General features: G+C 73.0%; 10 protein-coding genes and 3 pseudogenes. 6 read left to right on the forward strand and 7 right to left on the reverse strand.

Annotation, left to right across the window (positions count from 1 at the left end):
* Together IG88_RS0101145 and xylB are read right to left on the reverse strand one after the other, a co-directional pair.
* Positions 1-1,209: an ROK family transcriptional regulator gene (locus IG88_RS0101145; RefSeq protein ID WP_031033840.1), complete on the reverse strand. Its 1,209-nt coding sequence runs from the start codon at positions 1,207-1,209 to the stop codon at positions 1-3.
* 248 nt (positions 1,210-1,457) lie between these two features.
* Entirely contained in the window at positions 1,458-2,903 is a 1,446-nt protein-coding gene (xylB, locus tag IG88_RS0101150; RefSeq protein ID WP_031033842.1) for a xylulokinase, read from the reverse strand.
* A gap of 157 nt (positions 2,904-3,060) precedes the next feature.
* Between xylB and xylA the strand changes: the two genes are divergently transcribed.
* Positions 3,061-4,224, forward strand: a complete 1,164-nt coding sequence (xylA, locus tag IG88_RS0101155) for a xylose isomerase (RefSeq protein ID WP_031033843.1) — start codon at positions 3,061-3,063, stop codon at positions 4,222-4,224.
* Positions 4,225-4,417: 193 nt separating this feature from the next.
* Here xylA and IG88_RS0101160 read toward each other — a convergent pair whose 3' ends face one another.
* The gene (locus IG88_RS0101160) at positions 4,418-5,695 is read right to left on the reverse strand and encodes an SWF or SNF family helicase (RefSeq protein ID WP_031033846.1); all 1,278 of its coding nucleotides are present in this window, start codon (positions 5,693-5,695) and stop codon (positions 4,418-4,420) included.
* Entirely contained in the window at positions 5,692-8,562 is a 2,871-nt protein-coding gene (locus tag IG88_RS0101165) for a DEAD/DEAH box helicase (protein WP_051851717.1), read from the reverse strand. Before IG88_RS0101165 ends, IG88_RS0101160 begins: the two co-directional genes overlap by 4 nt.
* A gap of 276 nt (positions 8,563-8,838) precedes the next feature.
* On the opposite strand from IG88_RS0101165, the gene IG88_RS0101170 reads away from it, so the two are divergent.
* On the forward strand, positions 8,839-9,021 hold the full coding sequence (locus tag IG88_RS0101170; RefSeq protein ID WP_031033852.1) for a hypothetical protein: 183 nt from the start codon (positions 8,839-8,841) through the stop codon (positions 9,019-9,021).
* A gap of 101 nt (positions 9,022-9,122) precedes the next feature.
* On the opposite strand, the gene IG88_RS0101175 is transcribed toward IG88_RS0101170, so the two are convergent.
* A complete protein-coding gene (locus IG88_RS0101175; RefSeq protein ID WP_031033855.1) occupies positions 9,123-10,058 on the reverse strand; it encodes a hypothetical protein in 936 nt (311 codons plus the stop codon).
* Positions 10,059-10,293: 235 nt separating this feature from the next.
* Here IG88_RS0101175 and IG88_RS0101180 point away from each other — a divergent pair, with 235 nt between their 5' ends.
* Positions 10,294-11,181, forward strand: a complete 888-nt coding sequence (locus IG88_RS0101180) for an oxygenase MpaB family protein (RefSeq protein WP_031033857.1) — start codon at positions 10,294-10,296, stop codon at positions 11,179-11,181.
* Positions 11,182-11,256: 75 nt separating this feature from the next.
* Here IG88_RS0101180 and IG88_RS0101185 read toward each other — a convergent pair whose 3' ends face one another.
* Positions 11,257-11,856: a class I SAM-dependent methyltransferase gene (locus IG88_RS0101185; protein ID WP_031033859.1), complete on the reverse strand. Its 600-nt coding sequence runs from the start codon at positions 11,854-11,856 to the stop codon at positions 11,257-11,259.
* Between the two features lie 154 nt (positions 11,857-12,010).
* Between IG88_RS0101185 and IG88_RS45050 the strand changes: the two are divergent.
* The 3 pseudogenes from IG88_RS45050 to IG88_RS40775 form a co-directional block, all read left to right on the forward strand.
* Positions 12,011-12,213 (forward strand): annotated as a pseudogene (locus IG88_RS45050) (MHYT domain-containing protein); the annotation flags it as partial.
* A gap of 39 nt (positions 12,214-12,252) precedes the next feature.
* Positions 12,253-12,427 (forward strand): annotated as a pseudogene (locus IG88_RS45055) (DUF742 domain-containing protein); the annotation flags it as partial.
* A 64-nt stretch (positions 12,428-12,491) separates the two neighbouring features.
* Positions 12,492-12,926 (forward strand): annotated as a pseudogene (locus IG88_RS40775) (GTP-binding protein); the annotation flags it as partial.
* Between the two features lie 37 nt (positions 12,927-12,963).
* Here the strand turns inward: IG88_RS40775 and IG88_RS0101195 are convergent.
* Positions 12,964-13,392 (reverse strand): PPOX class F420-dependent oxidoreductase, encoded by a 429-nt coding sequence (locus IG88_RS0101195; protein ID WP_031033861.1) that lies wholly within the window; start codon positions 13,390-13,392, stop codon positions 12,964-12,966.
* Positions 13,393-13,468: the final 76 nt, after the last annotated feature.

The raw sequence follows: 13,468 nt of genomic DNA on the forward strand, positions 1-13,468 counted from the left end.
TCAGGCCCGTTCCGCCAGCGCGCCCGGGTCGTCCAGGACGGCCCGCACCACTGAGTGCGCGGCGCCGAGCAGCGGTCCCTGCGGGCCCAGTTCCGACACGGAGACCGGACAGACCGGACCGGCCGTGCGCCCGGCCAGTTCGGCGTGCAGCGACGGCACCAGCCACGGGGCCAGTCCCGCCAGGGCGCCGCCCAGCACCACCGCCTCGGGGTCCAGCAGGTTGACCGCACCGGTCAGGGCGATGCCGAGCGCCGCACCCGCCTCGCGCAGGGCGCGCCGGACGTTCTCGTCGCCCTCCGCGGCACGCCCCGCGAGCAGCCCGAACCGGTCTTCCCCTGCCTCCACGCCCGCCGCGCGCAGGACCGCCTTCTCGCCCGCGTACTGCTCCAGGCACCCGCGCCCGCCGCACGGGCAGTCGGGACCGTCGGGACGGACCGGCACATGGCCGAGCTCACCGGCGAACCCGCGGGTGCCGCGCAGCAGCCGGCCGTCGAAGACCACGGCCGCACCGATGCCCACCTCGGCCGAGACGTGCAGGAAGTCCCGGGGGGTGCCGTCACCGAGCCACAGTTCGGCGAGCGCGCCGAAGTTGGCCTCGTTGTCCACGGTCAGCGGCAGATCCGCGGGCAGCAGCGCGCCGAGGTCCGCGTCGTGCCAGTCCAGGTTCGGCGCGCGTACGACGGTCCGGCCGTCCCGCGCCACCAGACCCGGCACGGCGACCGCGAGCCCGGCCGGCCACAGTCCCTCGGTCTCCGCCTCCGCGACGACCTGCGCCACCAGGCCGGTGAGCTGCTCCAGCACCGGTTCGGGAGAGCGTCCCCGGTTGCTCCCGTGCCGCACGGCACGTGCGCGCACCCGGCCGCGCAGGTCCATCGCGCAGACCGCGAGATGGTCGACGCCGACCTCCGCACCGATGCCGGCCGGGCCCTGCCCGCTGACGGCGAGCGCGGACCCTGGCCGGCCGACGCGGCCGGGGCGCTCGGGGCCCAGTTCCTCCAGCAGGCCCGAGCGGACGAGTTCGTCCACGAGGGTGGAGACCGCGGCACGTGTCAGCCCGATCCGTGAGGCGACGGCGGCCCGGGACAGGGGGCCCTCGGAGCTCACGGCGTGCATCACCCGCGCGAGATTGCGGCGGCGCATGCCCTGCTGGGTGTCCGGCAGGGCGCGCCCGGGGCGGGGCGAGTGGGCTTCGTGCGGCGGTGCGGTCATTCCTCCGTCAGTCCTTGGTCGGTCGTCGCTCGGTTCCGTCCCGGTCCGCGGTCCCGCCGCAACGGGGCGTGAGCGGTGCCCGGGAACGGGACCTCGCCGCTGACCACTGGTCGTGGTCCACGTGGTCGCGTCCGACGGCAGGGGGCGCCGGTAGCGGTGCTCCCCACGCACGCGTTGCTGCGGTGCCCCGCAGGAACGGTTCATGTGCCGTCGGTCAGTACGGCGGCCCCGCCCGTGCGAGCGCGTCCTCAGTGGGAAGCCGCGTCCCGTACCAGCAGTGGTGCCGCGTCGGAGAGTACCCCGGTGATCCTGTCCAGCGTCGCCTCGTCCCGTTCCACGGCTTCGAGCACCGGCCCGGCGGCCGTGTTCCAGCGGCGGGCGACCGCGGCCGCGTCCTCGCCGGTCAGCAGGCCGGCCGCCTGCGCCGCGGCGCCGAGTGCGACCAGTTCCCTGGCCTCCGGGATCTGCACCGGGCGCCCCGACAGCCGCCGTACCGTCTGCTGCCAGGCCGTTCCCCGGGCGCCGCCCCCGATCAGCAGCAGGGGCGCGGCCGGGTCCGCGTCGGCGTCGAGGACGAGGTCGAGTGCGGCGAGCAGCGAGTGGACGGCGCCGTCGTAGGCGGCCTGGAGCAGTTGGCCGGCGGTCGTGTCGTGGCGCAGCCCGTACAGGAGGCCGGAGGACTGCGGGAGGTTCGGCGTCCGCTCGCCGTCCAGGAAGGGCAGGAGCGTGGCGCCGGTGCCGGGTTCGACGGCCTCCCGGTCCAGGTTCAGCAGGGCCGCCACGCGGTCGACGGCGAGCGTGCAGTTGAGGGTGCAGGCCAGCGGCAGCCAGTCGCCGCGCGCGTCGGCGAAGCCCGCCACGGTGCCGCTCGGATCGGCGGGCCGGTGCTGCGACACCGCGTACACCGTGCCCGACGTGCCGAGGCTCATCACCGGGACGCCGGGGCGCAGCCCGAGCCCCAGGGCGGCGGCCGCGTTGTCCCCGGTGCCGGCGGCGACCAGGGTGCCCTTGGAGAACGGCAGGCCGTGGCCGTCGCGGACGGTGCCCGCCACCTCGCCGGGCCGCACCACCCGCGGCAGCAGCGCCGGATCGAGTCCCACGCGCGCGAGGATCTCCTCGTCGTACGCCTCCGTGCCCGACGCCCACCAGCCGGTGCCGGACGCGTCCCCGCGGTCGGTCGTGCCCTCGCCGGTGAGGCGCTGCGTGAGGTAGTCGTGGGGGAGCCGTACGGCCTTCGCCGCGCGGACCGCCTCGGGTTCGTGTTCCGCAAGCCAGGCCCACTTGGTGACCGTGAAGGACGCGCTGGGGACGCTTCCCGTGCGCTCCGCCCAGGCCTTGGCCCCACCCAGCTCCTCGATCAGGCGGCGGGCCTGCGGGGCCGAGCGCACGTCGTTCCACAGCAGGGCGGGGCGCACCGGCTCGCCCCGCGCGTCCAGCGTGACCAGGCCGTGCTGCTGACCGCCGACGGACACCGCGGCGGCCTCACGGGCGGCCTCGCCGCACTGGCTCAGGGCCTCGCCGAGCGCGTCCCACCACTGACGCGGGTCGCTCTCGCGGCCGGCCCCGGAGGACACCGTGTGGGGTGCCTGGCCGCTCGCGACGACCCGGCCGGTGGCCGCGTCGACGACCAGCGCCTTGGTGGACTGGGTGGACGTGTCCACGCCGACGACGAGCGGACCCTCGGCTGCTGACATCGGGCTTCTCTCCCTCTTCCGCGGGTGCTGGGACCCGGACTCACTCCTTGGGGGACACCTTGTCCCTTCCCAGGACGGTGTGTGCATACTAATTTGTAAAGCGCCATGACGAAATAGTCGGGGCAGCGATCGAAGGCAGCGAGTGAGGAGCCGCGGAATGAACTACCAGCCCACTCCCGAGGACAGGTTCACGTTCGGTTTGTGGACGGTCGGCTGGCAGGGCCGTGACCCGTTCGGCGACGCCACCCGGCAGGCCCTGGACCCGGCGGAGTCCGTGCGGCGCCTGTCGGAGCTGGGCGCCTACGGCGTCACGTTCCACGACGACGACCTGATCCCCTTCGGGTCGAGCGACACCGAGCGGGAGTCGCACATCAAGCGGTTCCGGCAGGCGCTGGACGCGACCGGCATGAAGGTGCCGATGGCGACGACGAACCTGTTCACGCACCCGGTGTTCAAGGACGGCGCCTTCACGGCGAACGACCGGGACGTGCGCCGCTACGCGCTGCGCAAGACGATCCGCAACATCGACCTCGCCGTCGAGCTGGGCGCGAGCGTCTACGTGGCCTGGGGCGGCCGGGAGGGCGCGGAGTCCGGCGCTGCCAAGGACGTGCGCGACGCCCTGGAGCGGATGAAGGAGGCCTTCGACCTGCTGGGCGAGTACGTCACCGAGCAGGGCTACGACCTCAAGTTCGCCATCGAGCCGAAGCCGAACGAGCCGCGCGGAGACATCCTCCTTCCCACGGTGGGGCACGCCCTGGCGTTCATCGAGCGCCTCGAGCGTCCGGAGCTGTACGGCGTGAACCCGGAGGTCGGCCACGAGCAGATGGCCGGTCTCAACTTCCCCCACGGGATCGCCCAGGCGCTGTGGGCGGGCAAGCTCTTCCACATCGACCTCAACGGTCAGTCGGGCATCAAGTACGACCAGGACCTGCGGTTCGGCGCGGGCGACCTGCGGGCCGCGTTCTGGCTCGTCGACCTGCTGGAGCGGGCCGGGTACGCGGGCCCGCGGCACTTCGACTTCAAGCCGCCGCGGACCGAGGACCTCGACGGCGTGTGGGCGTCGGCGGCGGGCTGCATGCGCAACTACCTGATCCTCAAGGACCGCGCGGCCGCCTTCCGCGCCGACCCGCAGGTGCAGGAAGCCCTGGCCGCGGCCCGGCTCGACGAGCTGGCCCGCCCGACGGCCGAGGACGGCCTCACGGCCCTGCTGGCCGACCAGAGCGCCTACGAGGCCTTCGACGTGGACGCGGCCGCCGCGCGCGGCATGGCCTTCGAGCACCTCGACCAGCTCGCCATGGACCACCTCCTCGGCGTCCGCTGACCGGGTCGGTCTCCGTCGGCACGCTCCGGCCCCCTCCCTCGCGGAGGGGGCCGGAGCCCGTTTCACGGTGTCGGCAGCGCGCGGAACCCGGGGTGACGCGCGGGGCGCAAAGAGACGAAGAGACGACGCGCGGGGGACAGGAGACGAAGAGACGAAGAGTCACAGGTGAGGCCGTGAGGCACGGCACGGGGAATCAAGGCACGGCGGGCTCGTCTCCCGCAGTGAGAGCCGCCGAGGCCAGGGCCGTCGCCGGGTCGCGGGCCGCGTCGCCGACGGGGACCCATCGGCCGTGTTCCTCGCGGTACGGCCACCACCGCCCGTCGCGGCCCAGGCGGAGCTGGTGCGGCGCGTCGACGACGGTCCACCGGTTGGCCCGCGCCCGCAACCGCGGCCGTTCGTCCTCCTCCCACGCCGATTCCAGTGCCGCACGCGCGCGTGCGAGCGTGTCGCCCTCCGGCAGCCACTCCTCCTCGAGCACGGACAGAGCGGCCGGGCCGCCGATCCGCCACGCGCGTACGGCGACGGCCAGCTCCTCGGGTGTCCGCCCCGAGCCCTCACCCAGTCGCTCCAGCGCAGTTGGGCCGGGATCTTCCGCGGCCAGGCGCACCGCGTCCTGCGCCAGGGTCGGTTCCGGGCCCACGGGCTGTTGGCCGTGCCCGCTCCTCAGGGCGTCGGCGAGCAGACGGCGGGCCTCCGTCGTGGTGAGGGAGGCCAGCAGGGCCAGGTGCGCGGGGTCGACGCCGGGCGGGGGCGTCACCTCCGACTCCAGGGACGGTGGTACACCCGGACCCTCCGGAAGGCCGGGCGGCACGGGCAACGGAGGCAGCATCTGCCCCGTCGCGCAGGCCTCGGCGGCGTCCACCCCGTGCGCCGGGGATACGGCCTCCTCCACGGGTGTGGAGCCGTGTGTCTGCAGAGCGTCTAGGACGACGCCGGCCGAACGCCCCCGCATCAGCAGCAGCACGAAGGGGTCCTGGTCCAGCAGCCTGGCGACCTGGTAGCAGAGAGCCGCGGTGTGTCCGCAGTGGTCCCAGGCGCCGCAGTCGCACTCCGGCTCCAAGTCGCCCAAGCCCGGCAGCAGATCGATGCCCGCCGCACCGGCGTCCTCCACCAGATGCGGAGGCATGTCGCGGTCCAGCAGCGCCGCCACATGCCCGGACCGCTCGATCGCCATGTCGACAAAGCGGTCCCATTGGGTGTCGGAGAGCCGTTCCAGCAACACGTCGGCCCGATGCGCCGTACGGTCCCGGTCCTGGACGACGGCGGTGATGCGACCGGGCCGCACCGAGACCGCGCCGACCGCTCCCGCGCGCGCGAGGCGCCGGCCCGTCTTCACCTGGGCCGTGTCCATCGCCGCGTCCTCCAGTGCCTTGAGCCAGGCCCGGCCCCACCAGGTCTGCGCGAACCCACGTCCCTGTGCGGGCGGCAGAGCGACGAACGTCCGCTCCTCGTCATCGTCGTACCGGGTCATCGTGTATCCCCTCGCAGCTCGACCAGTTCGGCCAGTTCCGCGTCCGTCAGTTCCGTGAGCGCCGTCTCACCCGCGCCCAGAACCGCCTCGGCGAGTTCCTTCTTGCGGTGCAACAGCGCGGCGATGCGGTCCTCGACGGTTCCCTCCGTGATCATCCGGTGCACCTGGACGGGCTTGGTCTGGCCGATGCGGTAGGCGCGGTCCGTGGCCTGTGCCTCGACTGCCGGGTTCCACCAGCGGTCGTAGTGCACGACGTGCTCCGCGCGCGTGAGGTTCAGGCCGGTGCCGGCCGCCTTCAGGGACAGCAGGAAGACCGGGACCTCGCCGTCCTGGAATCGCCGTACCAGCGACTCCCGTGCGGCGACGGGCGTGCCGCCGTGAAGGAACAGCGACGGCACACCCCGCGCGGCCAGATGCTGTTCGAGGAGCCGCGCCATCTGCACGTACTGGGTGAAGACCAGCACGCTCGCCTCCTCGGCGAGGATCGTGTCGAGCAGTTCGTCCAGCAGCTCGAGCTTCCCGGAGCGGCCGGTGATCTTCGGCCGGTCCTCCTTGAGGAACTGGGCCGGGTGGTTGCAGATCTGTTTGAGGCTGGTCAGCAGCTTCACGATCATGCCGCGCCGCGCCATGTGGCCGGCCCCGGCGATCTCGGCGAGCGCCTCGCGCACCACCGCCTCGTACAGGCCCGCCTGCTCCGGGGTCAGCGCCACGGGACGGTCGGTCTCGGTCTTGGGCGGAAGCTCCGGGGCGATGCCGGGATCCGATTTGCGGCGCCGCAGCAGGAAGGGCCGTACGAGCCGGGCCAGTCGCTCTGCCGCCGCCGGGTCCTGCCCGCCCTCGACGGCCTGGGCGTACTGGCGGCGGAAGGCGCCGAGGCGGCCCAGCAGTCCCGGGGTGGCCCAGTCGAGGAGGGCCCAGAGTTCCGAGAGGTTGTTCTCCACCGGTGTGCCGGTGAGCGCCACGCGCGCGCGTGCGCCGATGGATCGCAGTTGCCGCGCGGTCTCCGAGTACGGGTTCTTCACGTGCTGGGCCTCGTCCGCCACGACCATGCCCCACGGCACGGCCGACAGCCGGTCGGTGTCCAGGCGCATGGTGCCGTAGGTGGTCAGCACGAACTCGCCGTCCGCCAGGCCGTCCAGACCGCGCCGGGGGCCATGGAAGCGGCGCACCGGCGTGCCCGGCGCGAACCGTTCGATCTCGCGCTGCCAGTTGCCCATCAGGGAGGTCGGGCAGACCACCAGGGTGGGACCCGCGGCGTCCTCGTCCGTCTGCCGGTGCAGATGCAGGGCGATCAGTGTGATCGTCTTGCCGAGCCCCATGTCGTCGGCGAGGCAGCAGCCCAGTCCCAAGGACGTCATCCGCACCAGCCAGTCGAGACCGCGCCGCTGGTAGTCGCGGAGCGTGGCGTCGAGGGCGGCGGGCTGCGCCACCGTCTCCTGCGACTCGGGATCCGTGAGGCGCTCCCGCAGGGTCGCCAGCCACCCCGTGGGGCGCACCACCACGCGGTGTCCGTCCACTTCCGCCGAGCCCGTCAGGGCGGCGGCGAGCGCGTCGACCGGCGTGACCTTGTGGTCCTGCCGGGCGCGGGCGCGGTGGGCCTCCGCGGGGTCGACCAGCACCCACTGGTCGTGCAGCCGTACGACGGGGCGGTCGGCCTCGGCGAGCCGGTCCAGCTCCTCGCGCGTGAGGCCGTGGCCGCCCACGGCGAACGTCCAGTTGAAGGCGAGCAGCGCGTCGGCGGACAGGAACGACGGCCCGGCCCCCGACGCGGCCGCACGGCCGGCCGGGCCCTCGTCGGGCGGTCCGACCTCGGCGTGCTCGGTCAGCCCGCGGGCCAGGTCCCGGGGCCAGTGCACGTCGACCCCGGCCCCGGCGAGCGCCCGGGAACCGGCTCCGAGAAGCTCGGTGATCTCCTCGTCGGTGAGTTCGACGGAGTCCGGTACGGCCGCCGAGAGAAGAGGCGTGAGGGAGGGCCAGGCCCGCGCCGCCCGGCGCAGGGAGAGCAGGGCGTCCATCCGCGCGCGCGTCCCGAACGCGTCGCCCACGGTGCCGGCCCACACCTGGGCGGTGTCCGCGACGAGCGCGGGGTCGCTGACGCTGTGCACCTGCGGGACCACCCGGAACGTCGGCCGTGCATCAGGGGAAGCCGACGCCTGCAGCCCGCTCACTTCGACGCGCAGGGACAACCGCACGCCCGCGTCGTGACCCGCGGCGATGTCCAGGGCCCAAGCCCGCAGATCGGCCTGCCGCCGGGGCTCCTCCGAGGCATAGGCGGGCCCGGCCGTCAGGAGTCCGGCCGCGGGGGAGCGGGGCAGTGTGTCCGCGACGGCGTCCAGGAAGAGCCGCACCATGCGTTCGGGGTCGGGCAGTCGCAGGGGATCGCTGCCGTCCACCGGGGCCGCGTGCGCCTCGGGCGGCATGGCCGCGGCGAGGTGGCGAATGCGCTCGGTCCCCTCTGCGTCCAGTGGGCCCACGTGCCAGACGTCGTGATCGGTCGCGGACAGTCCGGGGAGCAGCAGTCCGCGCGCGAGGAAGTGGAGGGCCTCGACCGCGACCGCGCCCCAGAAGACCGACGCCCGGTGGCTGTCGGCGGCGGCACGCGCGCGTGTGAGCACGGGCAGGGCGGCACGTACCGGCATCAGTACCGTCGGCACGGTCACCTCGGCCACGCCGTCCCCGTCGGGCACTACGACCGTCAGGTTTCCCGGGGTGCCCGACGGGGGCGTGCCGGGAGCTTCGCCGTCGGGCAGCCAGAAGGCGACCGTGCCCGTGCGGTCCGGGTCTCCGGGGAGAAATGTGGCACAGCAGCCGGCGAGTGCGGTGATCTCGGACGGGGTGGGGAAAGCTTTCTGTGCGGCGATGGCGATTCCTCAAATTTGATCAGTTGGGATGCGGCGGCCGATGGTACCCGGCCGATACGGATTCAGGTAGTGATCAATGTGTGGCCTGGGTCACTCTTCGAGTGGGGAAGGGCCGCTCCGGTGTCTCCGGAACCGGCCGCCGACGAGCGCTCGGCCGACGAGCACTCAGGGGTCTCCAGGGTTGGCTCTCAGGGTGTTCTCAGGGTCGGGGCACGGAACTGCCGGGAGCGCGAACCCGTTTTCCGGACAGAGAGCGGCAGCAGCCGTGAAGGAGGCGACACCATGTCGAACAACGCCAAGGTCGCAGCAGGGGGAGTGGCGGTCGGGCTCATCCTGCTGATCTGGCTGCCCTGGTGGGCGGCCCTGTTGATAGTTCTGGGGGTTCCGGCCGCCGCCTACCTCGCCCTGGACCCCTCGCAGCGGCGCAGGCTGCGCCGTGTCTCGCGCAGGGAGATAGGCCGTTGAGGCACTGACGCCGCGCCTGCCCGCTCGGAGCGCCGGAGGGTGGCGTCCGCAAGACCCCGGGCCAGAAGCCGACACGGGGAAGCTGAGCGGGCCGTCCCCGCTCAGCTCGGCCTCACGGCCATCTTGTCGAGGGCGGCCAGGAGCCCGGGCAGCGACGGTCCACGGCCCACGGGCAGCACCTCGCCGGGCTCCTCGTCGAGCAGGATGAACGCGATGTCGTCGGTCCTGGCGACGAGCGACCAGCCGGGGCCATCCGCGCGCAGCGTCCGCGCGTCCCCCGGCGCGAACGACGACCGTACCCGGCCGAGCGGCGGCGGCGTGTCGACGTAGGCGCGGGCCTCCGCGAGAACCCGTCGGACGCCCGCGTGTCCGGAGCCCCCCGCGCCCTTGTGCTCGTCCGTGGCCGTGGCCGTGGCCGTGGCTGCGGCTCCGTCCGTGACGTCGGCCTGCGGAGCTTCGCCGGTGCTCGCGTCACCTTCCACACTGCCGTCGGGGGCGCCGGCTGACGAACCGGTGTCTCCGTCGGACGTGGGGAACTCCGCGTCGTCGATCTGCTCCCGCCACTGCGCCCACTGCAGGGCGATCTCGTCGGCCCCCAGTCGCCGCTGGGCCGGGCCCCAGACGGTGGTGTCCGGCGGACGCAGCGCGGGCTGATCGGCGGACTCGGGCGCCGGGTCGTGCGGCACGGGCACGCCGGGTGCCGCCACCGCGACCGCGAGGGGCCAGCCGGGCAGCGCGGTGACGACCGAGCGCTCGTCCGGGGACAGGTCGTACTCCATCCCGCAGTCCCAGGACGCCACGGCGACCGCGACCAGCGAGACATCGTCGACGACGACGGTCCACCGGGCGCCGTCCCCGTCCTGACCGAGCACCAGGCCGTAGCCGTCGGCCAGCGGCGGGAGACCGAGCGCGGCGCACGCCTCCGGGTAGTCGTCGCCGAGCACACTCGGGAACTTCGCCGGCGTCAGCAGTACCGCCGTGAGTACGTAGAGCGCATCGTCCGCGGCGGCGACGGTGTCCTCGTCCGTCCCGGCCATCCCAGCCTCCCCATCGGTTCGTCCAACGGCGGGCAACCCTAGTGCGCCCGCGAAGCCCTTGTCACGACTCCCAGACGCACGCGAGCTGCAGCTTTCCGGTTGGGACAGGGGCGAAACGACCACACGGCGCCGGGCAGTGGGGTCCGGTCGTCCGCCGCCTCGCCTGCCCCTGCCTGTGGGTGTATGTCAGGCTACTCAACGTAGAGTTGGAGCCCCGACGGCAGAAGGGGCGGCCATGGTGCGGCGCTTCGACCTACTGGCACGGATCCGGGACATGGATCCCTACGAGAACGCCTCCGAGATCTATCGGCTGTCCTCGGCGTACGAGTTCCCCTGGGACTTCGCCCGAGCCCTGGAACTGGCGCTCTACCGCACCTACGCCGTGCCGAGCATCGGCCGGCTGCTCGCCGAGACGGCCGAGTTCACCGAAAGACCGCAGAAGAGGTACGACGACACGGCGCTGCTGCTCGACGCAGTGGTCGAGCACGGCTTCGACAGCGAGCAGGGCCGCACGGCGATCCGGCGCATCAACCGGATGCACCGCAGCTACGACATCAGCAACGACGACATGCGCTATGTCCTGTGCACGTTCGTCGTGGTTCCCAAACGCTGGATCGACGCCTACGGGTGGCGCCGGATGTCGCGCCACGAGACGGTCGCCTCGGCCGTCCACTACCGCACACTGGGACGGCACATGGGCATCAAGGACATCCCCGGCTCCTACGAGGAGTTCGAAGCCTGCCTCGACGCCTACGAGGAGGCCCACTTCGCCTGGGACGAGGGCGGGCGCCGCGTCTCCGACGCCACGCTGGACCTCATGGCCTCCTGGTATCCGCGCCCGCTCGCGCCGTTTCTGCGTGCCGGGACGCTCGCCCTGCTCGACGAACCCCTCCTGCGCGCCTTCGGCTACGCCCCGCCGAGCCCGGCCACCCGTGCGCTCGTGCGCCGCGCGGTCAGGCTGCGCGGGCGCGCGGTCCGTCTGCTGCCGCCGAGGAATGCTCCGCACCACGCCCGTCAGAACAGGGAGATCAAGGGCTATCCGAACGGCTACCGGCTCGCGGAACTGGGCACCCACCCGGTCCCCGGCGTCCGTGGCTGCCCGGTCCGCCACATCGACACGTAGGAGGACTGGGGGAAAACGGGCGGGAGGCCGGGAGAGCCCGACGCACTCGCCGCGGCCGCGTGGAACGAGGGCCGCTCATTCCGTGCGGACCGCCAGGGCCAGGAACCGAACGTCCTCGTCGGTGTACGCCGTCATGTCCCACCCGGAACCGGCCAGCAGCGGACGGAGATTGGACTCGGCTCGCAGGTCGTCCGGAGTGAGCTGCCGGCCCTGCCGGGCCGCGAGCGCAGCCCGCCCGACGGGGTGGAAGAGTGCCAGCACACCACCGGGACGTACGACGCGCGCGAGCTCGCGCAGATTCCCGGCGGGGTCGGGCAGGTGCGCGACGAGCCCCGCCGCGAACACCGCGTCGAGCGACCGCGAGCGCAGTGGCAGTGCGGCCACGTCGGTCAGCAGCAGCCGCCCCTCACGGTCCCTTCCGGCCCGTACGGCGGCCTCGAGCATCGCGGGTGTCAGATCGGCGCCGACGACCAGCCCCGACCGCCCCACGGCCGCACGCAACGGGGGCAGGGCGCGCCCGGTGCCGCATCCGGCGTCGAGTACCCGGTCACCCTCCCGAAGCCCCAGTTCGGCGACCGCGGCCGCGTAGGCCGGTCCGTCGTCGGGGAACCGGCGGTCCCAGTCGGCGGCCCGGGAGCCGAAGAATTCCTGGACGTGTGTGTGGTCGTCGTTCATGCTTCGCATGATCCCCCGGAGCTCCTGGAAGATGCGGCAGCGCGCCTGCTCGAGCGTGACGCGATCGTTCCAGCACCCCTCTGTGTCAGATAGCAGCACCTTTCGAAACGCGCCCCCGCTGTGGCGCCCGCTCCCGGACTACCGTCCCGGGGTCATGGGACACCTGGACCACGCCGCCCTGGGGTGGCTGACCCCCGCGGCACGGGCATCCGGACGATGCACTTCGTCGCCGTGCTGGGCTTCGGCGTCTGCGGCACCGACATCCGCCACGACGTACCGCTCGTCCTCGTGAGCCTGCTCGTCGCCCTACTCGTCGTCTGCGCCGGTGTCTTCGCCGCCGTATCCGACGGCGACCGTTCATCTTCCCCCTCGCCGTCGGCCTCGGGTCCTACCCCACAGTCGGTCGCCGAACTCGCCGCCGAAGCGGATCTTCCCGTGGACGTCGTCAGGGTGCTCCTCGGCGACCTGGTGGAACTGCGGTTGCGTGAGCGTCAGCCGTCCCGCCCGGCCCGCGCGGTTGCCCGACGAACGGATCCTGCGCGACGTGATCGACGGACCGCGCGCTCTGTAGGAGAGGCGGAGACAAGACGACCGGCAGGCACGTGCACGACCACCCGCACCGAGAGAAGTGATCGATGGTCTCCGAACACTCCGGCGCCACGGATGGCGACACGGCCGCACTGGCGTTGAAGATCGTGGTCGCCGGTGGTTTCGGCGTGGGCAAGACCACCCTCGTGGGCACGGTCAGCGAGGTCAGGCCGCTGCGTACGGAGGAGACGTTCAGCGAGGCCGGACGGCTGGTCGTCCTCGCGGACACCCGGCGCCTGGCGGACTGCTTCCCCGCGGTGGACTACATCGAGCACCGGCACATCCCGTTCGTGGGTGGCCGTGAACTGCTTCACGGGAGCACGCCGCCACGACGCCCCCAGCGTCCTGCGCGACCTCGACCTCGACCCGTGGACTCCGGTGTTGCTGTGCGACGCCCGGGACCGGGACTCCGGCAAGAGGTGCTGATCCGGCTCGTCGAGTACGCCGGGCGGGTGCACGCCGCCCGGCTCCTCGACTCCGTGCGCCGACCGGGGCGCGGTGCGGCCGGTGGAGGGGCCCTCAGTCCGCCACCGCCTTCTGGGCCAGGATCTTGTCCACGGCGACACGGACGAGAAGCTCGCCCGGGACGCCGTTGCGTGCCCCGAACTCCTCGGCGCGTTCCTCGCCCATGTACCGGGCGCCGATGCGCGCGGCCCAGTGCCGCAGCTCACCGAGGTCCTCCGAAATCCGCGCACGCCCTTGGAGCACCACGAAATCGAAGGGCGGCCGGTCGTCGTCCACGCACAGGGCGACGCGGCCGTCACGGACGAGATTGCGCCCCTTCACGGTGTCCTTGCCTGTGTTGAACACCAACTCGTCCCCGTCCAGCAGGAACCAGACGGGCGCCACGTGCGGGCTGCCGTCGGCCCGAACGGTGGACAGTTTGCCGGTGCGGGTGCCGTCCGAGACGAACGCCCGCCATTCCTCATCGGTCATCTTCTGTGCCATGTCCCCATCCTCCTTGCCCGCAGCTCGGGCGTGGTGAAGGCTGGCGGACGGATCCCCCGGCCAGGGGGAGGCAACG

The sequence above is a fragment of the Streptomyces sp. NRRL F-5650 genome (assembly GCF_000721365.1).
Taxonomy (GTDB): domain Bacteria; phylum Actinomycetota; class Actinomycetes; order Streptomycetales; family Streptomycetaceae; genus Streptomyces; species Streptomyces ardesiacus.